Genomic DNA, 22,006 nt, shown 5'->3' with positions numbered 1-22,006 from the left:
AATGCTACCCAAAATAGGTTATCTACAGATTGAAAAGGAAGAGGGACAACAGGATTTACAGCTGGGTAAATCCTTTTTATTTGATTTTAAAAAGGGAGATTTTATATTAAAGGATGGTAAGCTAGTAGAAATCAACAACATAGAAGCCTTAAAAATTTGGATAGAAAAGGTGTTAAGGACAGATAGAAATAAATATAAAATTTATACCAGCCAATATGGAATTTCTATTGAAGATTTAATAATAGGACAAAATTTACCCATAGAATTTATAAAAAGTGAAGTAAAAAGAGAGGTTAGTGAGGCTCTATTGAAGCATCCGCTAATAAATAATATCTCCAATTGGCATTTGGAGAAGGATGGTTCAAACCTGACAATATCCTTTAAAGTGAATAATTCCATTACCCAGGAGGTGATATTAGGTGTTTAAAGATAAAACAAGCAATAAAATTCATGAGGAAATGATGAAGGACATCAGCAATGAATATGACAAGACAGAGGGCAGCTTTATATTTGATGCAACAAAACCGCCAGCAATTAAGCTTGAAGAAGCATATAAAGATTTAGACTCAATAATTAATAAATTTAACCTGGAAAATCTGGCAGGGGATGAGCTTGAAAAAAGGATACATCAGACAACGGGAATTAGCCGAAAGCCTGCAACAAAATCAATTGGACAGGTGGAGTTAAAGGGGAATGGTACTGTTTCAGAGGGAGATTTATTTGAAACGGAAAGTGGAATACAGTTTCAAGCAACTGAAACTAAAGTTATTACAGCAGCTGGGTTGGTGAAGCTTCAGTGTACTAAAGCTGGCAGCATAGGGAATGTACCTGCAAATCAAATTAAGCTTATACCCATCACCATTGGTGGAATAACAGATGCCAATAACCCAGAGCCTACTACTGGTGGCTTTGAGGCCGAAACAGATAAAGCACTGCTTCAAAGATATTATGAAAGAATTAAAACTCCTGCAACAAGTGGAAATAAAGCTCAATATAAAAATTGGGCAAAGGAAGTACAGGGAGTTGGAGATGCAAAGGTTTTTCCCCTTTGGAATGGTGATAATACTGTAAAAATTGTTATTATTGATTCTCTAAAGGAGCCTGCAGGTCAGGAAATAGTAGATAGAGTACAGGAATATGTGGACCCCGGCTTAAGTGGGATAGGTGAAGGCACTGCACCAATAGGAGCTTTTTGTACAGTTGTCAGTGCTGCAGCAAAGCCTATAAATGTTGTTTTTGCTGCCAATATTGATAGCGGCTATACAAATGAAGAAATACTAAACAATGTCAAGACCAGTATAAGCAAATACCTTAAGGATATAACCTTTACGGAAAGCTATGTCAGCTATGCTATTATAGGAAGCCTGGTTCTTCAAGCCCATGGTATTCAAGATTATTCTAATTTAACCATAAATGGCGGTACCTCAAATATAACAATTGAAGAAGATGAAGTTGCTGTCTTAGGGGAGGTTGTAATCAATGGGTAGCAAAATGATTACTTACCTTCCTTTGTTTATGCGAAAGTCAAAAATCTATAAGGAAATATTTAATTCGGAGGAGAAGCAACTTATGCTTCTGGAAGCCGACATTAAAGATATAAAGAAGCAGCTTAATATAGATACAGCAACCTGGGCCCTATCAATATACGAAGAGGAGCTGGGTATAAAAACTGACTTAAATAAGACCTTTGAGGAAAGAAGGAGCATTGTAAAGTCAAAGTGGCGGGGCACTGGAAAGGTGGATGCCCGACTTATTCAAGTAGTGGCAGAAGCCTATTCAAATGGAGAAGTAGCCGTCAGCTTTGATGGCTCAATTATCGTCAAATTCGTAGGTGCAAGGGGAATTCCACCAAATATTGAAGACCTAGAAAAGGCAATTAATGACATAAAGCCTGCCCATCTTCCCTTTAGGTTTCAGTTTACCTATTTAACCTGGAGTGAATTTGATGCTTATAACAAAACCTGGGATGAATGGGACAGCTTAAATCTCACATGGGATGAATTAGAAACATATAGAGGGGTGATATAGTGCCAAGTCAAGAAAAAACACATAATATAGGTTTAAATCAATGGCAGGGGAATGAATATATAAAACGTCAGGATTTTGTTGAGGATAATTTTAAAATAGATGAGGCTATACATTCTCAAGGGCAGCAGGTTCAGGAGGTTTATAATAATCTTGAGTCCCACGCAGCAGAAGGTATGCCACATCGATTTGTGGATTCAGGAACGGGTAAAACCTATAAATGGGGGTTAAGTGCCATAAGTGGTAAGGTGGCTTTTAACTATGAGGAGGTGTAATAATGTCACAAATATTTTTAGCCGATAAGGAAACATTAGATGCTGCTAAAGCAAATACAGATACCATAAAAACTGATACTGCTGGCATTAAAGTTGATGCCGCTGCTGCCAGATCTAATGCTGAAGGTATTAATACAAAGGTTGGTGTTAATACAGATGTAGCAGGTACAACAACTCTATTTGGAAGAGTAAGGCAAATATACGAATACTGTGTTAACAATATATATAGTTATTTAACAGCAAATATGAGCAGTACAAGGATGGCAAAGGTAGACAATGTAGACACTACTGTATCAAGTAGACAGGCCAACTGGGGTGCAACTACTGCCCATAGGGATAGGATTGATACAACGATATCCAGTAGGGCAACACAAACCAGTGTAAATACTATAGATACAAAAGTTACTGCAATTCAAAGCACTATAGGCACAATTAGTGGTAGACGGGTATTTACTTCAAACGGTACTTTTGTAGTACCAACGGGTGTAAATTTGGTGTATTTAACTGGTTGTGGTGCAGGTGGCGATGGTGGTAGTGGTTCTAGTGGGTATAATAATGGTGGACACGTTTATCAAGGTTCTGGTGGTTCTGGAGGCTCTGCTGGACGAGAAACATATAGGCGACCTTATTCTGTTACACCGGGAAGCTCAATTCCGGTTACAGTTGGTACGGGAAATACTGTATTTGGTTCAATATTGAATCTCAACAAAGGTGGTGGAGTCTCCGGTGGTAGCGGTGGATCAGGGACTGGAAGTACAGCAGGAAGTGGGGGGAGTGGAGGTGCCCCTAGTTTCGGAATGAATATCTCCACGGCTGGACTATCAGCTTCAACTTTGACAACTATTTATGGTGGTGGCGGCGGTGGTGCTGGTGGTGTTGGATCTCCTGCTCACGGAAGTAACGGTACTAATGCTACTGCCTACGGTGCAGGTGGTGGCGGCGGTGGTGGAGGAACATATTGGGGACAACCATACTCTGGAGGTACTGGTGGCACTGGTGGTAACGGGATTTTAATCATTGAGTGGTAAAGGAGGATATTTCAATGAGTGAAAGAATTTATGCCCAAGTTATTGGAGATATTATTAACCTTATAGGAGGGGCAGAAGTTGGACTTCCCAACCCTTGCGCCCTGTGTATCGATATAACTGATTTAGACAACAAGCCAAATGTAGGGGATTGTTATGTAGATGGTGTTTTTATGACACAAGATGAATATTATAACCTTTTAGAGAATAAAGATGATGATGTTGAAGTTGAGGAGAAGGTACCGAGTGATTTGGAGGGGATGTATGCCCCTGAGGCTGTGGAAAAAGCCAATGATACCTCGACTGTTGAAAATTCTTCCGAATCTAGGTCAAATAAAACTCAGCTAACGCAATGTATACAGAAATACATAAAAGCAATGGGCTTTTATAAAAACCAATAAAACGTAGTAATAAAAAACATATTGGATTTCTTAACTAAAATTTAGAATAAGTTAGAAACATATAGAGGGGTGATATAATGCCAAGTCAAGAAAAAACACAAAATATAGGCTTAAATCAATGGCAGGGGAATGAATATATAAAACGTCAGGATTTTGTAGAGGACAATTTTAAAATAGATGAGGCTATACATTCTCAAGGGCAGCAGGTGCAGCAGGTTAGTGAGGATTTTGAACTGCATAGGGCAGATTATATAAGGCAGCCTGGATATGGTACAACTGGAGGCTCAGCAAATAACTATATTATTACACTTAACCCAAGCCTTATGTCATATGTTGAAGGAGTATGTGTAGCTGTAAAGATTCACGCAGCTAATACAGGAGATTCAACCTTAAATATAAATGGACTGGGAGGAAAGGCAATTAAAGACAGTAAAGGAAATCCCCTAACAGCTGGAAAGCTAATTTTAAATGGGGTTTATACACTGAGGTATGATGGCACAAATTTTATATTACAGGGTGAAGGTGGCTCTGGAAATGCTACTGCATCTGACCTTCTCTCTGGTAAAACGGCTTCTACAGATGCAGGGGATATTGTCGGTACTATGCCTAATAAGGGGGCTAAAACATTTACTCCCAGTGGATTGGTACAAACTGATACAGCAGGATATTATAGTAGTGTAACCTGTAATGCTGTTAATGTTCCTGCTGCTAATGTATTAGCAGGTACTACTATTGCTGGCATTGCTGGAACAATGGCCAATAGAGGTAATGCAAACTCATCATTAACTAGTCAAGGTGGTCAATATATTATACCCCAAGGATACCATGCTGGTGCAGGTACAGTAACAGCTAATATTTCAAATTTATCTGCAGGGAATGTTAGAAAGGGAGCTGCAGTTGGTGGAGTTACAGGTACTTATTCTGATATGCCAAGTGGAGAAGTACCGAGCGCTGGTGAAATTCTCACAGGTAAAAGTGCCTTTGCAAACGGTGGTGGTAAAATAGCCGGTACAATGCCTAATCGAGGCACTGTAAACAATACTATTACTACTCAAAATGGACAATATACAATACCTGCTGGTTATCATAGTGGTAGTGGTAAAATTACTGCTTCATTTGCAAATTTAGTCCCAGAGAATATAAAGAGAGGTGTTAATATTGGAGGAGTAGTAGGGAGCACAGGCACATTTCATACTACTAGTGGGACAACTCATACTATAGGACACTGGTCCGTTGAAGATAGAAATGTAGGAGATTATCAGACGCTTATAGAAGTTAGTAATTTTCAGATGTCTGGAACAATAAGAGTAGAAGCTAGAGGGTGGCACAATTCGACTGCAGCTACGTATATAAGAGTTTTGTCCGATGGAGTTGTTGTTAGAGAAGGATCTGCCCCTTGGGGACATAGCGGTCATACTGTCCACCTTATTATAAATGATCTAAATATGCCAACCCAAACTTTAACCTTACAAGCTAAAAGTGATGGGAGCAGTAATCGATACTCGGGAACACTTACGATTTTAATTGCTTCTTTACCTTTTATTGTTCATAGGCCTTACTAATTATGTGTTTTAAAATTTTTAAGGTATGTGTTAGTGATTTATATAAAATCAATTTTTCAAACAGCTTAATGTTTATTTAGAATTATAATTATCAAAATGTGTCGGAAGTCATTACAGACTTTATCACACACCAGTATAGGTTTTAAATGTAAAGCTCTTCCGGTAATTATGGATGTATTGCTGTTTGTTCTGGTTATGGACTAAGTCAGAAGAAAATATTTAGAATAGGACTGTTATCATTTATTGGACAGCTTATAACCTCTATAATTTACTTTTATCTAATATTATAGTGGTAGTAATAATAAAGTAAGAACACCGGAAATACACATTTTTATGTTGTCTATTTTTAGGCAAAAAAGTTCTAGCAATTATGGAACAAATTTAAAACGTATGAGGTGATACAATGCCAAGTCAAAATAAAACGCCAAATATCAGCTTAAATCAATGGCTAGGTAATGAATATATAAAACGCAAGGATTTTGCCGAAGATAATTTAAAAATAGATGAGGCTATACATTCTCAAGGGCAACAGATTCAACAGGTAAATGGTAGCCTTGAATCCCATAAAGATGATTTAAACTCACATATAAAGATATTTACATTAGATAGAATCCCGGTTGATTTAAGCAGCTTTCCTATGGGTTCCATTCTAGCAATTAAAGAAAATCTATTTGAAACATCTTCATTAGATTGGGAGCTTGGATCATTAAACACTACAACGGGGTTGCCAACAATAGATAGTAATAGAATACGTACTAAAGTTTTTCATAACATATTACCATCAAAGTCATATAAAATAGATTTTCTACAATCACGTGGACTAGATTTTATGGTAATAGTTATAGAATATGATATAGAAGAAAATTACTTAAAGTCAAGTGATTGGCAAAATACAGACTATCAATTTACATCTTTAAATAATACATCAAAAATTAAAGTCATATTTAGGACAGTAGATGATATAGATGTATTTCCTGAAGATATAATAAGCTTACAACCAATATTATTTAGAATTTACGAATATTAGGGTTTAAAATACTATTATACATGGTCACAGGCTATCAGTAACTACCTCAAAAATAATTGATTTATATACGAATTATGAAAATATTAAGGGAGGGTTGGTATGGAGCAATATATAGGAGAAATAAAAATGTATGCTGGAGATAAACCACCTAAAGGCTGGGCTTTATGTGATGGGCAGCTTTTACCAATCTCTGAAAATCAAATATTGTATAATTTAATTGGAACTACATATGGTGGCGATGGTGTTAGCAGTTTTGCATTACCAGATTTAAGAGGGCGGATTCCAATTCATCAAGGTGAGTATTCTGAAGGAAAGAATTATAGTATCGGAGAAATGGAAGGAACAGAAACAGTAACCCTAACAGATGACAATTTACCAATGCATACTCATATAATAACAGCTACATCGGAAGCAGGAACAGAAGCATCTCCTGAGAATGCGTACCCGTCAAATAAAATAGCACAATATACACAGGAAACTTCAGCTTTAAGCCATATGAATGCTAAATCAATTTCCTATGAAGGTGGAAATCAACCCCATGATAATATGATGCCCTATTTGGCAATAAATTATATTATTGCCCTTTCTGGGCAATTCCCAACTCAAGATTAGTAAGCTTAGTTTAAGGAGGCTTAAACAATGAAGTTCTTTTTAGGTGAAATTAGATTGTTTCCATTTTCCTTTGCACCAAGAGGCTGGACACTTTGCAATGGTCAAATACTACAAATAAGTCAAAACCAAGCATTATATTCTTTATTAGGTACAACCTACGGTGGAAATGGCACAACAACCTTTGCTTTACCAGACTTAAGGGGCCGAGTACCTATTCATTCAGAAGCAGGTCAAGCTGGAGGAGAAGAGGAGCAATGGCTTACCATAATCCAAATGCCCAATCATACCCATACCTTCTCTGCAAGCACTGATATTTCTGATAAAAGAGAAGCTGTAGCCAATGTGTTGGCAAATGATGTAAGAATGCCCTATAAAAAAAACCCTAGTCCAATAGTTAATATGAACGATACAGGTCTTTCCTTCAGTGGGGAAGGACTGCCCCATAATAATATGCAGCCCTATACTGTTTTGAATTTCTGTATCGCTTTAGAGGGTATTTGTGCATCAGGAAATTAAAAAGGAGGCCATATTATGGAAGGAATTATAGGCGAAATACGTATGTTTGCAGGTAATTATCCACCACGGGGTTGGGTTTTCTGCGATGGACAACTCCTCTCCATTTCTCATAATACTGCTTTATTCTCTGTAATTGGAAATAAATATGGTGGTGATGGTAAAAAAAACTTTGCTTTGCCAAATCTTAAGGGCAGGGTGCCTATGGGTTGTGGAGAGGGACAGGGGTTAACCAAAAGAGATATAGGTTCAACAGGTGGTTATTCTACAGTACCATTAACAAAGAGTCAATTACCCAACCATAATCATGTGCCCCAATGTACCACCAATACAGGAGCAGTTACTAACCCAGAAAATGCAGTTTTTGCAAATATAAGAAGAAGGCTTCCATTTGCTTATACTACTTCACCTAATGTGATGATGGCACCACAAGCTGTGCAGCCGGCTGGTGGTGGGCAGCCCCACGAAAATATGCAGCCCTATTTAGGATTAAACTTTATTATTGCAACTGACAAGCCAAAATATATAAAAAATGTGAACTTGTTTGGAAGCGAAACAAATGCTACCTTCAAACAAAATATATATAAAATAAACCAAGAGGGGTTAGTTAAAATTGAGGAAATTCTTGTAGTTATGTAGTTATGATGAAATTAGTAATTATCAAAAACCACCTCTTCCCCACACATTGAAGAAAGCAGGTGTCAAAATGGAAAGTGAAATTATGAAATACTTACTTGGACAAGGAATATTCGCAGTATTATTTGGATACCTTCTTTTTTACGTACTTAAGGAAAATAGCAAAAGAGAAGGAAAGTATCAAGATATTATTCAGGAATTATCCAGTAAATTTAATATCATTGAAGATGTTAAAGATGATGTTAAGGAAATAAAACAAAAATTATTTAGGTAGGTGATTACTTTTGAATTATATAGTAGACCATATTCCTAAATCAAAGGAGAAAAGACCGGGAACAAAAGCAAATATCACCACAGTTACCATCCATAACACAGGAAACCCCACATCCACAGCCAGAAACGAACGGGGCTGGCTAACTAATCCCTATAACAATAGAGCTGCATCCTTCCACATTGTGGTTGATGAAGATGAAGCTATTGAATGTATTCCCCTGGATGAAGTAGCCTACCACGCTGGAAATACAGAAGGTAATACCACCAGTATAGGGATAGAGCTGTGTGAAAGTGGAAACCAGCAGAGGGTATGGAGGAATGGGGTAGCTTTAGCTGCTAAAATACTGCATGAAAGAGGCTGGGGAATATCAAGGCTTCGCACCCATCAAAGCTGGAGTGGGAAATACTGCCCTAGATTAATTTTACCTAAATGGGATGAATTTCTGTCAGATGTTGAAAAGGAGCTAATTATTTTGAATGGTGATGGTGTACCAGAGTGGAAAAAGGAAGGGATTAATTATCTTGGAGATAATAGACTTATAACTGATTCTGCAGGCTGGCTTAAAAAAATTGATGAGCCTATGCCGGTGTGGGCAGCTATGATCGTTATGGCCAATATTCATAGGGATTTGAAGGGAGAGAAATAAATGTATAATTTTATAATAAACTTTTTAATGCTTAACATAGTTGAGGTAATTGGTACAATTTTAGTTGCTCTAGTTGGATTAATCCTATATAAAAGAGGGAATAAGCAGCTGGTAAATAGAATTGTACTGGCATTGGTAACAGAAGCAGAAAAAAAGTATGGCAGCGGAACTGGAGAGTTAAAGTATAATGCAGTTGTTGAGAGATTATATGAGGTGCTGCCATGGATTTTAAAGCTGCTATATACAAAAAAGCAGATGGATGAAATGATTGAGGGGGCTGTTGAATACTTAAAAAGGTATTTATCAGACGGCAAAAATTTATATGGATATGAGCATCACTACCAGAATAATTAAAACCCCTTCGGGGGTTTTTTTCTATTTTTTTGAACAAAAAGACCTCTCTATAAATAGAAAGGTCCTGGTTGGTACTAATTAATATCTAATTTACTGGCATTATCCAAGAAAAGCTCAATAAGACTTCCATGCTCTGGGCCGGGGAAATTTCTTAACTCAACTCTTTTAGCTCCACTTAACTCTGCAATAGTCATCCCTTGTGGATTATGATAATTATCTATTATTAAGTCTGGCTTTAAGTTTGCAAGCTCTCCCATTTTAGCGGGACTCAACTCCTCTGCACCGAAGACTTCTATAACATCATATCCTAAAGCTCTTGTAAAGGCAGCCATATGGGTATGAACTAAAACTCGTGTGTTCTCCACCTTATTATCTGCGGCTTTTCCCATAATCATATCAAAAGCATTGGTGAATTCTGCTTCCCATTCCTGCTGTAAATCAACAGTATCTAACTTTTCTGCAATAAGTCGAGTTTGCTCTACAAGGTTATCATAAGTGTTTGTTGTGGTAACTTTTATAATCTTTTCTTCACTTATATCGTTGGATTCCAATATTTTATTCATAAAGGGTTCATAACCAGCCATAATAATCCAATCGGCCTCTTGAATTTTTTGAATGTCACTTGGTTTAAAATCATACTCCGGTGGATGTCTTAGCTCTACCGGTGCAATAATAGTAACATTATTACCACCAGCTGCCTCTGCCATTAAAGCTGTCCAACTGGTGGATGCAACTATTTTAAGCTCATTCAACTTTTCCTCAATATTCTCCTCTGGAGCAATAATTTCTTCGCTTGGTTTACTGCAGCCTACTATGGCCAAAGACAACATGGATAATATTAAAATAAATAATATAGATTTTTTAAAGTTCATGTGAGTCCTCCTAAAATTTTATAATGTTATTTTTGAATAAATGTACTAAATAATAGAATCAATACTCCTGTTAAGGTTATGGTTGCACCAGTTGGCAGGTCCAATACCATGGAAAGCAGTAAGCCGCCTGTAGTTGTAACCATACCAAATAAAGAAGTAAGTAATATAAGCTGTTTAAAGTTTTTTGCCAATCTCATTGCTGCCATAGCCGATAAAAGAATAAGGGCATCGATGAGAAGGGCACCGACGATCTTCATGGCTACACCGATGGATAAGCCCGTAAGGAAGAGAAGACCATTACGTATTCTTTTTGCTGGAACTCCCAACCATTCTGCCTGTTCGCTATCATAAAAAATAAGTTGTATTTCTTTGTATAGAATAACAAAGGTTAAAACCACAACAGTGCCTAAAACTGTGATGAACAGTAAATCGTTCCGTGATAAGGTTAAAATACTACCAGTAAAGAGACTGAAAACATCCAGAGCAGGAACTCCCGCCTTATAAAAAAGCAGAAAGGCAAGGGCGATACTGCCGGTCATAAAAAAAGCACCAATTAAACCTGTATCTAGCTTTAGTTTATCGGATAGGGGACCAAATAAAAGTGAACCGATGGCAATGGCGGCTATAGCTGCCGTTAAGGGGTTTGCTCCAAGGGCCAGTCCAATTGCTCCACCCAATAATCCAAAGTGCATTAATGCAAAACGAATGGTGGTCATGTTAAAGACAACGATAACAATTCCCAATAAAGACATTGTTCCTCCTGCTAAAATAGCAGCAAATAAGGCTCTTTGGAAAATAGGCACCTGTAAAAATTCTATAATACTCATAGGGCCACTCCTAAACCAGGGTGGATTTTACCCTTACTTAGATGAACAACACGATTACTTAGCTTTAAAGCATGGGATTGATTATGGCTAATCATAAGAATAGATAGATCATATTGCTTTCGAATACTTGCAATAGTTATATCTAACTTATTTTGAGCTTCAGCATCTAAGTGGGTGGTGGGTTCATCCAATAATAGTATTTTAGGTTTTCTGACCAATGCCCTTGCAATATTAAGCCGTTGGGTTTGACCACCTGAAAGCCTGCGGCAATCATGCTGCAGCATGTGGCTTAAGTCCACTGTATTTAGTATTTCCATAGTAATTTCCTTATCCTCAGCGGAAGGTCTTTTAAAATAAGAGAATGACGAACCCCATCGGCCTAATAGTGTTGCGTCAAATACTGAAATTGGGAAATTACCTTGATTGTGCCTTTGGGGGACATACCCAATTTGAGATCGAAGCCAAGTATTGTCCCTTCCATTTGAAACTTCTCTATCAAATATTTTTATTTTCCCACTCATTAAAGGCAATATCTGAAGTATGCTTTTAAATAAGGTTGTTTTTCCAGCACCATTTTCTCCTAAAATAGAAACGAACTCACCAACCTTAACCTTAAAATCAACACCCCTCAATATTGGAGTATCTCCATAGCCTACAGCAATATTAGTCAATTCTATAGCGTTACCCTTTAACATAGCAGATCTTCCCCTTCTTTAATGCTTAATAAATAAGCTTAACCTGTATTTGGATTTCTCCATAAAAAAACACGAAGAAATCGCTTCTATTCATAGAAACAACGAATCTTCATGATTCCATTACAATATACATGTTTATGTCATTTTAGCTAGATATGTCTATATTCTATAGACCCATATTATCTTCTGATAAAATGGTTGGTTGCCCAATATTTATGAATATTATAACAGTGGCTCCATCGATTGTCAATAAACTGAAATTGGCTGAAAAATTGTATAAATAGCTATTTACATGGCTTTTGTTCCTACCACTACATTTATATGTTTTTTTAGGTAAATTTTTATTGATTGAGTTTATTTATACAGTTTTCCAAATTTACATATTAATGTAATATGTATTTATTTACATAGATGCTTCAACTCTTAAAAAAATACTAACTATTTATCATAACTATAATTTGGTATAATTAAATAGATTATGCAAATTTTATAAATATATAGTGTATGTGGAGGTTAAAGAATATGCGTATCGCAGTTATAGACGGTCAGGGTGGAGGAATGGGAAAATCCATCATAGAGAAGCTTAAAAGCTTAAAGGATTCTAATATAAATATTATTGCACTTGGTACAAATACAATTGCTACAACAAATATGATAAAAGCAGGTGCACATGATGGAGCTACAGGTGAAAATGCTGTAATATATAATGCTACTAGGGTAGATGTAATAATGGGTCCTATTGGGATTCTTACAGCAAATTCAATGCTGGGTGAGTTGACACCATCGATGGCAAAGGCAATTGGTGAAAGTGAAGCCCTTAAAATACTTATTCCATATAACAAATGCAATGTCTTTATTACAGGTATACAGGATGAAACTTTACAATATCATGTAGAATGTGCTGTTAAAAAAGTAGTGGATTTATATAATCAGCAGAAGAGAAAGTAAAATGTATTACAGATTTAGCGTCAGTCATTTTAGATGGACGCTCTTTTTCATTTCACTGTTTTAATTATTGATTATTTACTTTATAGGTATAAAGGTCTAGAATTAAACATATGCACTTATATTTATCTTATTTTTTGGGAGTCGATAATATGAATAAGGTTAGACAGTTATTAATTATTCTAATTGCAATTTTTTTACTTAATATAGGTTCATTTACAGCTGAAGCAACAGAAAAGATAGTATTACAGCTAAGATGGGATCATCAATTTCAATTTGCAGGCTATTATGCCGCCCTTTGGCAGGGATATTATGAGGATGAAGGTCTAGAGGTTGAAATTCGCTCCGCTTTTACAGAGGATGGAGAGGTTTTAAATGCTACCGATGAAGTGGCAGAGGAAAGGGCTGATTTTGGGGTAGGGGCAGTGGATATCCTTATAGCAAATGATAAGGACTATGATTTATCTATTATAGCATCAATATTCCAAAGAAGTGCCGTTGAGTTTTTTATGATGGAGGAGACTCCCTTTACTTCTATAGTAGATCTAGTTAATCTAAAAACTGCTAGAAGAGAGAAGGATTTATTGGATATTGAACTACAGGCTATGCTCATAGCTGAGGGAATAAACCCAAATCAATTGGAATTATATCAACATGCTGGAAACTTTACTGTGGCGGACTTAATAGTCAATGGATTTGATGTGGTACCAATATATTTAAGCAGTATTTTATATTATTCAGAAGAAAAGGGTATTAAATTAAAATCTATTAAGCCCATCGACTATGGAATCGATTTCTACGGAGATAGCCTTTTTACTCGACAAAAACTTACAATGGATAATCCTCAAATGGTGGAAAGCTTTAAGAGGGCTAGTTTGAAGGGGTGGGAATATGCCCTGGAAAATCCCGATGAAATAGCTGAAAAAATAGCGCAACACTTCATAACTGAAGATAAGAATTTAAATGAATTTATTGCCTATAATAAGTTTCAGGCAGATAAGGTTTTAGAGCTAACTTTTCATCCGGTGGTGGAAATTGGCAATATAAATCCCCATAGATGGGAAAAGACCCATGAAACTTTGTATCAACTAGACCTTGTATCTGGTAATGCTATTATGGATCAAATAATTTTTGATTATGAAGCAATTCTAATGGAAGAAAGTAAGCGTCAAGAAAGGATTATGAGGGTATTATCCTTTTCTGCTTTAATCTTACTATTGGTAATATTATTGATACATCTTACAGTAAAAAATACAATGAATCAGCTGGAAAAGCTTTTCCAAAAGGAAATGGAAGAGAATAAGAAGAAGGAAGGTATAATAATATATCAGGCTAGGATGGCAGCTATGGGAGAAATGATTGCAAACATAGCCCATCAATGGAGACAGCCCCTTAATAATTTGGGACTTATAATTACAAATATAGAAGATGAATATATCCATAGTGAGTTAACAAAGGAATCTTTAGAAGACGCTGTAGAAAGATCAAGAAGATTAATAAATAAGATGTCAGATACAATAGATGATTTTAGATACTTTTCTAACCCCAAAACAAACAAGGAGGAATTTTTGGTTTATGATAATATTGTAGCGGTTTTAGAGTTATTTGAAGAAAAACTAAAGCTTAACAATATAAAGATTTCCTTTAAGGATGTTGACGTAGATAAGGCTTACGGATATAGCAACCAGTATTCCCAAGCTATATTTAATATTATAGTCAATTCTATAGATGCATTAGTCCAAAATACAGTAGAAAATAGAGAGATTTCTGTTAACATATATAAAAGTAAAGAGAGTATAGTCACTGAGATAGAAGATAATGGTGGTGGTATTAACGAAGATATTAAGGATAATATTTTTGATATATATTTTACTACTAAAGATAAGTCACAGGGAACAGGACTGGGCTTGTACATGACTAAAATAATAGTAGAGAATAATTTGAATGGGAAGATTAGTTGGGAGAACACAGGAGTAGGAGTTAAAATGATTATTGAAGTTCCGTGTAAAGGGGTGGATGAAAATGTTGAAGGCTGAAGAAAAAAGTGTGCTGTCAAATTTAAAGGTACTATATGTGGAGGATGAGGATTTTACAAGAGATGAGATGGTTAAGTTTTTAAAACGACGAGTAGGCAAGCTATATACTGCAGGCAACGGTGTAGATGGAATTGAAGCATTCAAAAGAAGTAGACCCCATATAGTTATAACCGACTTAAAAATGCCTATGATGGATGGATTACAAATGATAAAGGCCATAAGAGATATGGGGTATAATTCATCTATAATTATCACTTCTGCTTTATCAGACACAGAAACAATCCTGGAGGCAGTGGATGCTGGTATTGTAAAATATGTAGTTAAGCCAATTAATCCAAGGGAGCTAATATTAACAATGGAAAAAATCGGTATAGATATTTTCAAAAACCAATTTAAAGAGACAGTTATAAAGGACAGCTTTATACTTGATAAAGATATAAAAATAAATTATGAGAATAAAATTAAAAGTGAGGCTGCACATTTCATAAAACTCAACAGTGGAAAAGGACCTAAGGATATTCAAGTATTTATAGAAGGAGATTTAATAGAGATTAAAGCATTCAAAACTCTTACTAATTTTGAATTGCATTTAATATCAAACAATAGAAACCATAGTTTGGTGGAATATAATAGAAGACTTTTCTATATAGAAGGAAGTAAAGAATTAGAGAAAAGAATGCAAGTGATACTAGATAACCAAGTGAAATTTTGTGATGTAGTATGTGATTGTAAACAGAATATAGATAGGATAACGTTTACAATCTTGTAGTTGCAATTTTTATTATTGCATGTTATTATATTAACAAATAAATCAGAAATTTTCTGGTTTTGCTAGAGGAGAAATTAAAAAGGCTCCCTTAGTGAAAAAATGCACTTATAACTAAATATTAAGTTGACAATTGTTAGGGATAGCAAGTATGTTACGCTTTAATAGGTCAGCACTGAAGAAGTAAAACTTCTTTTGTGTTGGCTTTTTTTATTGCTATAAAACCATATGAGGGGAGTGTTTATTACTATTAAGCTAGCAAAACATTGCTGTTGGTTAGAAAAAAATCAAACTGGAGGGATTTATAATGGTAGAGAAAACCACAAAGAATATGTCAGTATTTGATTTGAATGGAGTTCCAACATTGGGTAAGGCAACACCATTAGGGTTGCAACATGTATTGGCAATGATAGTTGGAAATGTTACTCCAGCAATTATTGTCGCTGGAGTAGTTGGCCTTAACTCAGCCGATAGAACTTTACTTGTACAGTGTGCCATGTTTATAGCGGGTATAGCAACCCTCTTGCAACTGTATCCTATAGGAAAAGTAGGTTCAGGCCTTCCTGTAATTATGGGAGTTAGCTTTGCTTATGTTCCTTCATTAATTGCTATCGGGTCACAATATGGAATTGCAGGTATATTTGGGGCACAACTTATAGGAGGTATTGCCGCAATTATTGTTGGTATATTTATTAAACCTATAAGAAAGTATTTTCCACCACTTGTTGCTGGAACAGTAGTATTTACCATCGGATTATCTCTTTACCCCATAGCAATAAATTATATAGCTGGTGGTGTAGGCTCACCTACCTATGGAGCATTTATAAACTGGGGAATTGCAATAATCACCTTATCTGTAGTATTATTTTGTAATCAATTTACTAAAGGGTATACCAAACTTGCTTCAATTCTAATGGGAATAGTGGTTGGTTATGTTATTTCAATTACCTTTGGAATAGTGGATTTTACACCCGTAAGAGAGGCTGCATGGTTTGCAGTTCCTAAACCATTACACTTTGGAATAGAGTTTTATCCATCTGCAATCATAACTATGATCATAATGTATATAGTAAACTCCGTTCAAGCAGTGGGAGACTTATCTGCAACAACAGTAGGTGGAATGGGTAGAGAGGTAACAGACAAAGAGCTTTCGGGAGGAATAATTGGAAACGGACTTTCAAGTGTAATTGCTTCTTTATTCGGAGGATTACCAACTGCTACTTATAGTCAAAATGTAGGTATAGTAGCAATGACTAAGGTGGTTAGTAGATTTGTTTTAGCCCTAGCAGCTGGATTTATACTTCTTGGTGGTTTTGTGCCGAAATTTGGTGCTGTCATGACAACGATCCCTCAAAGTGTACTAGGTGGAGCCACAATTACAGTATTTGCAATGATAACAATGACAGGCATCAAGCTTATAATTCAAGATGAATTGTCTGGCAGAAACATAACCATCGTTGGGTTAGCGGTAGCACTTGGAATGGGAATAACTCAGGTTCCTCAATCACTAGCCCTGTTTCCAAGCTGGGTAATGATGGTATTTGGTAGTTCGGCTGTAGTAATTGCTACGGTTGTAGTATTTACATTGAACTTAATTCTTCCTCAAAAAACACTAGCAGATGAACAAAAAGAAAGGGAAGAGATGGAATTGAAAGGGTGATAAACTTGATTACAATAAAAAATTATGTTGTCCCTCAAACAGTAGAAGAAGCGTATGGTTATTTAACATCTAATAAAGCCTCCACCATTTTTGGTGGAGGGGCATTCATAAGAATGGGAAGCAAAAATATTTCAACTGCAATTGATTTGTCAAAATGTGGCTTAAACAATATAACAGAATCTGATGATTCTATAGAAATAGGAGCAATGGTTACTTTTGGAGATCTAGAATCATCTACAATACTAAAAAATCACTTTAATAATTTACTAGCTATTTCGGTGAAGGATATAGTTGGAATTCAGATGAGAAACATTGTAACAGTTGGCGGAACTGTATATTCTAGATATGGTTTTTCTGATTTTATTACAGCATTAATGGTACTTGATGCAAAAGTAAAGCTTCATAAAGGTGGATTGGTTCCTATAGAACTATTTATAACAGATGGATCAAAGGAAAAGGATATTTTAGAATATATAACTATTAAAAAAGACAACAGAAGAGCAAGCTTTAAATCCATGAGGAATTCTAAGGGAGATTATGCTATATTAAACATTGCAGTATCAAAGAAGGAGAATATGTGTATAGCTGTTGGAGCAAGGCCAGGTAGAGCTATTTTAGCAAAAAAGACAATGGAGTACATCAATGAAAATGGAATAAATCTAGATAACTTAGAAGAAGCCTTAGATGTATTAACAGAAGAGGTGAAATTTGGTTCAAATAGTAGAGGAAGTAGTCAATATAGAGAAAAAATATGCAGAACTCTAATAAAAAGAGCTTTGAAGGAGGCGGACTGTCTTGAAGCTTAATGCAAGAATCAATGGAATAAAGGTATCTTTAGAGATTAGTCCCGATGAATTTTTAGTAGATACCTTAAGGAGAAATGGGTATCTTGGAGTGAAGCAAGGCTGTGATACTGGTACTTGTGGAGTATGTACAATTCATGTAGATGGTAAAGCAGTATTATCTTGTGTACTATTATCTGCAAAAGTAGAAGGAAGAGAAATAACAACAATCGAAGGTGTACAAAATGAGGCAAAAGTGATAGGAAAGTACTTGGTTGATGAAGGTGTAGACCAATGCGGATATTGTAGTAGCGGAACAATAATGAGTATTTTATATTTAGAAAAATCAATAGCAAACCCAACAGATGAAGAAATACTACACTATCTAAATGGTAATCTATGTAGATGTACAGGGTATACAGGACAACTGAGGGCAATAAAGAAATACATGGAGGGTAAATATAATGAAAACTGTAAACAGTAGCATATCTAAACTAGATGGTATGAGCCTAGTAACAGGAAAAGCTGCCTATACTGATGACTTTGCGCCTAAGGATGCTCTTATTGTAAAGGTATTAAGGAGCCCCCATGCCTTCGCTAGAATTAAAAAGATTGACACCACAATTGCTGAAAAGGTACCTGGAGTTGCCTGCATTTTTACCCATAAAAACGTTATTAGAAAACCCTTTACAAGGGCTGGACAGTGTTATCCGGAATTATCTCCCTATGATAAATTTTTATTGGACGAATATGTAAGACACGTAGGTGATGATGTTGCAATTATAGCAGCAATAGACGAAAAAACAGCTACAAAGGCTATGAAGCTTATAAAGGTGGAATATGATGTACTGAAGCCAGTGCTTGATCTTAGAGAAGCAGAAAACAGCAATCCAGTTCATCCAGAAGAAGATATATTTACAAAATTAGAGGTGGGCTTTAATCGCCAAAAAAATATAGTAGCCAAAATAGATTTTAGCTTAGGAGATATAGATGAGGCATTAGCCTCCAGTGAAATTGTTATTAAGAGAAACTATAGTACTCAAGCCCAGGCTCAAGGAATGATGGAGACTCAGAGAACCTATACCTATTTAGATAACTATGGTAGGCTAGTGGTGGTAACATCAACCCAAATACCCTTTCACGTAAGAAGGATTTTAGCAAATGCTTTAGATATTCCTATGAGTAAAATTAGAGTTATAAAGCCACGAATAGGTGGTGGATTTGGATCAAAGCAAACTGCCCAGTCGGAATTTTATCCAGCACTGGTAACACTAGAGACTGGTAAACCAGCTAAAATAGTATATAGTCGAAAGGAAGTATTTATAGGCACCACATCAAGGCATGCCATGACATTTGATATAACCATTGGAGCAGATAGAAAAGGGAAAATTAAAGCAATTGATATGGAGGGTCTATGGGATACAGGTGCTTATGGTGAGCACGCACAAACAACCTTAGGGGCAGCAGGCAAAAAGGTGTTGACCCTATATAATAAAGTTGATGCATGTAGATTTAATGGGAAGGCACTATATACAAATCATGTACCAGGAGGAGCGTTAAGGGGATTTGGAGTCACCCAGGGAACCTTTGCATTAGAATCTGCAATAAACGAATTGGCAAAGGAACTTGATATTGACCCAATAAAGCTGAGGGAAATAAATATGATAAAGAAGGGGGAAACCACACCCCTATATAATATAGTAACAAAGGGTGCTGGAAATGACCCAATGTATATGGACAGTTGTCTGTTGGAATACTGCGTAAATAGAGGAAAGGAACTAATCTCATGGAATGCAAAATACCCTAAACGCGTAATATCTTCAACAAAGGTAAGGGGTATGGGGATGGCCATATCTCAACAGGGCTCTGGGCTTCCAAACATTGATATGGCATCTGCAACATTAAAGCTAAATGATGATGGCTTCTTCACTCTGCTTCTTGGTGCTACAGACATTGGAACAGGCAGTGATACAATATTATGCCAGATAGCTGCTGAGGCTCTAAATGTAGATATTGATAAAATTATTGTTTATGCCTCTGATACAGATATCACTCCCTTTGATAGTGGAGCTTATGCCTCCAGTACCACCTATACAACCGGCAATGCAGTTATAGATGCTGCTGAAAAAATGAAGGACCTAATAATTTCCTATGGAGCTAAATATTTCGAAACAGTAGATGAAAACATTGCCTTTGATGGTAGTAATATCATAAGGAAGGACAATAACGAAAAAATTAGTCTAGTTGAATTTTCGAAAAAAATAACATACAATATGTTATTTACACAACTTGTTGCAACTGGTTCCTTCGTTCCTAAAAAGGCAGCCCCACCATATATGGCAGGATTTGCAGAGGTGGAAGTGGACCTGGAAACTGGAAAGGTAGATGTAATAGATTTTATTGGAGTAGTAGATTGTGGCACACCAATTAATCCTAAGCTTGCTAAGGTACAGGCAGAAGGTGGAATTGTTCAAGGAATAGGTCTTGCCCTATATGAAGAAGTAAAATATACAAATGAGGGGAGACTTATAAATAATACCTTTATGGAATATAAAATGCCTACTAGAATGGATACAGGGAATATATATGTTGAATTAGCAGATGGTTATGATGAAACAGGACCCTATGGAGCAAAATCCATTGGTGAGGTGGTAATTAATACAGTTGCTCCTGCAATTACTGAGGCAATATATAATGCCTGTGGAGTTAGAATTAGAGACCTTCCAGCTACACCAGAGAAGGTTCTACTACAACTATAAAGCAAGATAGATTAAGGTTAAAGGTCACTTCTTTTAAATATATGAAGTGACTTGCTTTTTTATTGTAGCTATAAAGTTTATTTAGTGTAAATAAATGGCTATACTATGGACAAATATGTAAAATTGTATAAACATTAACTTGTAATTATCTAGTAACTTGTTTGACAAGAGCCTGTACATTAATTATTATATAAAGGTAGACAAAATTGTGGCAATAAAATGAGGGAGGTATTTATGATGAGGAAGTGGCAACAATACCTCATTATTTTCATTTGTTTATTCCTTTTTACATCGGTGCTATATGGGGTTACCCTATTTCAAAAGTACAAGGCTACCTTAAGGGCAATTTCAATCGCTGAAGAGGGAGCAGGAAATTCCAACAATGGCAACGAAGGGAATGAACAAATTGAATCAATTGAATCAAAGCCCTTTGCAGTGCTCTTATATGGAGTAAGTGCAAGAAAGAAGCTCTATGATAGAGGGCGATCTGATACTATGATGATAGCACTAATTGATACGCAACAAAAGAAGGTTGCACTTATCTCAATGCCAAGAGACTCCTATGTAGATATACCTGGACATGGAATGAACAAAATAAACGCTGCCTATCCAAAGGGTGGTTCGGCGCTAATGGTGGAGACAATAGAAAATTGGCTTGATACAGAGCTCTACGGATTTATATCAATTGACTTTGAAGGATTCATTGAGTTAGTGGACTTAATGGGTGGTGTTGAAGTTGAAGTTACTAGAAGAATGGAGTATAATGATCCCACTGATGGTACAAATATAAGATTATCACCAGGAAGACAAGTTCTTGATGGTAAAAATGCATTGGATTTTGTGCGTTTTCGTCAGAGTAATGATGGAAGGCATTCCAGTGACTACGATCGTATGAAAAGACAACAAGAAGCTCTAAGCTCACTTGCAGGAAAAATAACTCCATTCAGATCCTTAACAAAGTTTAATGGTATGATGGATATACTAAGCGACAATGTAAAAACATCACTTACACCAAAAGAGATAGAAACTCTAGTTAGAATATTCTCTTCATTTGATTCTAGTAATTTAGAAACCACATCAATTCAAGGTGAAGGCTATTATAATAATGGGGCTTGGTATGAAAAAATCCCTCAGGATGAACTAGAGAGAATTAAATCAATGATTAGCGATTTTTTAAGTACAGAAGATGAAGGTGAAGATGGCGACTCTTAAATTATGAGTCGCCAAACAGATTGATACCTTCATCTTTTTTCTTTGTGCTGATATATTCAACTAATGACTTAAATTATTATTAAATCTTAACAATATATTTAA

25 protein-coding genes are annotated in these 22,006 nt (G+C 36.0%); 22 read left to right on the top strand and 3 right to left on the bottom strand.

Going from position 1 to position 22,006, the window contains the following annotated elements; genetic code table 11:
* The first annotated feature begins 1 nt into the window (after nucleotide 1).
* From BLP68_RS14935 to BLP68_RS14870, 14 genes are all read left to right on the top strand, one after another.
* Nucleotides 2-427 carry a DUF2634 domain-containing protein gene (locus tag BLP68_RS14935; RefSeq protein WP_091545382.1) on the top strand — a complete coding sequence of 142 codons (426 nt, stop codon included), beginning with the start codon at nucleotides 2-4 and terminating at the stop codon, nucleotides 425-427.
* Nucleotides 420-1,487: a baseplate J/gp47 family protein gene (locus tag BLP68_RS14930; RefSeq protein ID WP_091545380.1), complete on the top strand. Its 1,068-nt coding sequence runs from the start codon at nucleotides 420-422 to the stop codon at nucleotides 1,485-1,487. Before BLP68_RS14935 ends, BLP68_RS14930 begins: the two co-directional genes overlap by 8 nt.
* Nucleotides 1,480-2,028, top strand: coding sequence for a YmfQ family protein (locus tag BLP68_RS14925; protein ID WP_091545379.1), 549 nt, complete (start codon nucleotides 1,480-1,482; stop codon nucleotides 2,026-2,028). Before BLP68_RS14930 ends, BLP68_RS14925 begins: the two co-directional genes overlap by 8 nt.
* The gene (locus tag BLP68_RS14920) at nucleotides 2,028-2,300 is read left to right on the top strand and encodes a hypothetical protein (protein ID WP_091545377.1); all 273 of its coding nucleotides are present in this window, start codon (nucleotides 2,028-2,030) and stop codon (nucleotides 2,298-2,300) included. The genes BLP68_RS14925 and BLP68_RS14920 overlap by 1 nt, the downstream gene beginning before the upstream one ends.
* Nucleotides 2,301-2,302: 2 nt before the next feature.
* On the top strand, nucleotides 2,303-3,328 hold the full coding sequence (locus BLP68_RS14915) for a hypothetical protein (protein ID WP_091545375.1): 1,026 nt from the start codon (nucleotides 2,303-2,305) through the stop codon (nucleotides 3,326-3,328).
* A gap of 14 nt (nucleotides 3,329-3,342) precedes the next feature.
* Complete coding sequence (locus BLP68_RS14910; RefSeq protein ID WP_091545374.1) at nucleotides 3,343-3,726, top strand: hypothetical protein; 384 nt, start codon at nucleotides 3,343-3,345, stop codon at nucleotides 3,724-3,726.
* 77 nt (nucleotides 3,727-3,803) lie between these two features.
* On the top strand, nucleotides 3,804-5,288 hold the full coding sequence (locus tag BLP68_RS14905) for a hypothetical protein (protein ID WP_091545372.1): 1,485 nt from the start codon (nucleotides 3,804-3,806) through the stop codon (nucleotides 5,286-5,288).
* 403 nt (nucleotides 5,289-5,691) lie between these two features.
* On the top strand, nucleotides 5,692-6,315 hold the full coding sequence (locus tag BLP68_RS14900; protein ID WP_091545370.1) for a hypothetical protein: 624 nt from the start codon (nucleotides 5,692-5,694) through the stop codon (nucleotides 6,313-6,315).
* A gap of 99 nt (nucleotides 6,316-6,414) precedes the next feature.
* On the top strand, nucleotides 6,415-6,927 hold the full coding sequence (locus BLP68_RS14895; RefSeq protein ID WP_091545369.1) for a phage tail protein: 513 nt from the start codon (nucleotides 6,415-6,417) through the stop codon (nucleotides 6,925-6,927).
* Between the two features lie 27 nt (nucleotides 6,928-6,954).
* Entirely contained in the window at nucleotides 6,955-7,443 is a 489-nt protein-coding gene (locus tag BLP68_RS14890; RefSeq protein WP_091545367.1) for a phage tail protein, read from the top strand.
* A gap of 15 nt (nucleotides 7,444-7,458) precedes the next feature.
* Nucleotides 7,459-8,079, top strand: coding sequence for a phage tail protein (locus tag BLP68_RS14885; RefSeq protein WP_091545365.1), 621 nt, complete (start codon nucleotides 7,459-7,461; stop codon nucleotides 8,077-8,079).
* 67 nt (nucleotides 8,080-8,146) lie between these two features.
* Nucleotides 8,147-8,350 carry a BhlA/UviB family holin-like peptide gene (locus BLP68_RS14880; RefSeq protein WP_091545363.1) on the top strand — a complete coding sequence of 68 codons (204 nt, stop codon included), beginning with the start codon at nucleotides 8,147-8,149 and terminating at the stop codon, nucleotides 8,348-8,350.
* 10 nt (nucleotides 8,351-8,360) lie between these two features.
* Nucleotides 8,361-8,996, top strand: coding sequence for a peptidoglycan recognition protein family protein (locus BLP68_RS14875; protein ID WP_091545362.1), 636 nt, complete (start codon nucleotides 8,361-8,363; stop codon nucleotides 8,994-8,996).
* On the top strand, nucleotides 8,997-9,350 hold the full coding sequence (locus BLP68_RS14870) for a hypothetical protein (protein WP_091545361.1): 354 nt from the start codon (nucleotides 8,997-8,999) through the stop codon (nucleotides 9,348-9,350).
* Between the two features lie 74 nt (nucleotides 9,351-9,424).
* On the opposite strand, the gene BLP68_RS14865 is transcribed toward BLP68_RS14870, so the two are convergent.
* Genes BLP68_RS14865 through BLP68_RS14855 form a run of 3 tightly spaced genes read right to left on the bottom strand, consistent with a single transcriptional unit; the run spans nucleotide 9,425 to nucleotide 11,744 of the window.
* The gene (locus BLP68_RS14865; protein WP_091545359.1) at nucleotides 9,425-10,222 is read right to left on the bottom strand and encodes a metal ABC transporter substrate-binding protein; all 798 of its coding nucleotides are present in this window, start codon (nucleotides 10,220-10,222) and stop codon (nucleotides 9,425-9,427) included.
* 26 nt (nucleotides 10,223-10,248) lie between these two features.
* On the bottom strand, nucleotides 10,249-11,049 hold the full coding sequence (locus BLP68_RS14860; RefSeq protein WP_091545358.1) for a metal ABC transporter permease: 801 nt from the start codon (nucleotides 11,047-11,049) through the stop codon (nucleotides 10,249-10,251).
* Entirely contained in the window at nucleotides 11,046-11,744 is a 699-nt protein-coding gene (locus BLP68_RS14855) for a metal ABC transporter ATP-binding protein (RefSeq protein ID WP_091545357.1), read from the bottom strand. Before BLP68_RS14855 ends, BLP68_RS14860 begins: the two co-directional genes overlap by 4 nt.
* Before the next feature lie 522 nt (nucleotides 11,745-12,266).
* Between BLP68_RS14855 and BLP68_RS14850 the strand changes: the two genes are divergently transcribed.
* From BLP68_RS14850 to BLP68_RS14815, 8 genes are all read left to right on the top strand, one after another.
* Nucleotides 12,267-12,692, top strand: coding sequence for a DUF3842 family protein (locus BLP68_RS14850; RefSeq protein WP_091545355.1), 426 nt, complete (start codon nucleotides 12,267-12,269; stop codon nucleotides 12,690-12,692).
* A 149-nt stretch (nucleotides 12,693-12,841) separates the two neighbouring features.
* Entirely contained in the window at nucleotides 12,842-14,725 is a 1,884-nt protein-coding gene (locus BLP68_RS14845) for an ABC transporter substrate-binding protein (RefSeq protein ID WP_176759057.1), read from the top strand.
* Nucleotides 14,712-15,494 (top strand): Na-translocating system protein MpsC family protein, encoded by a 783-nt coding sequence (locus BLP68_RS14840; RefSeq protein WP_091545352.1) that lies wholly within the window; start codon nucleotides 14,712-14,714, stop codon nucleotides 15,492-15,494. Before BLP68_RS14845 ends, BLP68_RS14840 begins: the two co-directional genes overlap by 14 nt.
* 304 nt (nucleotides 15,495-15,798) lie before the next feature.
* Nucleotides 15,799-17,151, top strand: a complete 1,353-nt coding sequence (locus tag BLP68_RS14835) for a uracil-xanthine permease family protein (RefSeq protein WP_091545351.1) — start codon at nucleotides 15,799-15,801, stop codon at nucleotides 17,149-17,151.
* A 5-nt stretch (nucleotides 17,152-17,156) separates the two neighbouring features.
* Complete coding sequence (locus BLP68_RS14830) at nucleotides 17,157-17,957, top strand: FAD binding domain-containing protein (RefSeq protein WP_091545350.1); 801 nt, start codon at nucleotides 17,157-17,159, stop codon at nucleotides 17,955-17,957.
* Nucleotides 17,947-18,417, top strand: a complete 471-nt coding sequence (locus BLP68_RS14825) for a (2Fe-2S)-binding protein (protein ID WP_091545349.1) — start codon at nucleotides 17,947-17,949, stop codon at nucleotides 18,415-18,417. Before BLP68_RS14830 ends, BLP68_RS14825 begins: the two co-directional genes overlap by 11 nt.
* Nucleotides 18,398-20,692, top strand: a complete 2,295-nt coding sequence (locus tag BLP68_RS14820) for a xanthine dehydrogenase family protein molybdopterin-binding subunit (protein ID WP_091545347.1) — start codon at nucleotides 18,398-18,400, stop codon at nucleotides 20,690-20,692. The genes BLP68_RS14825 and BLP68_RS14820 overlap by 20 nt, the downstream gene beginning before the upstream one ends.
* Before the next feature lie 237 nt (nucleotides 20,693-20,929).
* Nucleotides 20,930-21,904: an LCP family protein gene (locus BLP68_RS14815; protein WP_176759056.1), complete on the top strand. Its 975-nt coding sequence runs from the start codon at nucleotides 20,930-20,932 to the stop codon at nucleotides 21,902-21,904.
* Nucleotides 21,905-22,006: the final 102 nt, after the last annotated feature.

It is taken from the genome of Alkaliphilus peptidifermentans DSM 18978 (genome assembly GCF_900101495.1).
GTDB classification, from domain to species: domain Bacteria; phylum Bacillota; class Clostridia; order Peptostreptococcales; family Natronincolaceae; genus Alkaliphilus_C; species Alkaliphilus_C peptidifermentans.
The sequence above is the reverse complement of the archived record's forward strand: the minus strand, read 5'-3'. Positions and strand labels throughout refer to the sequence as shown.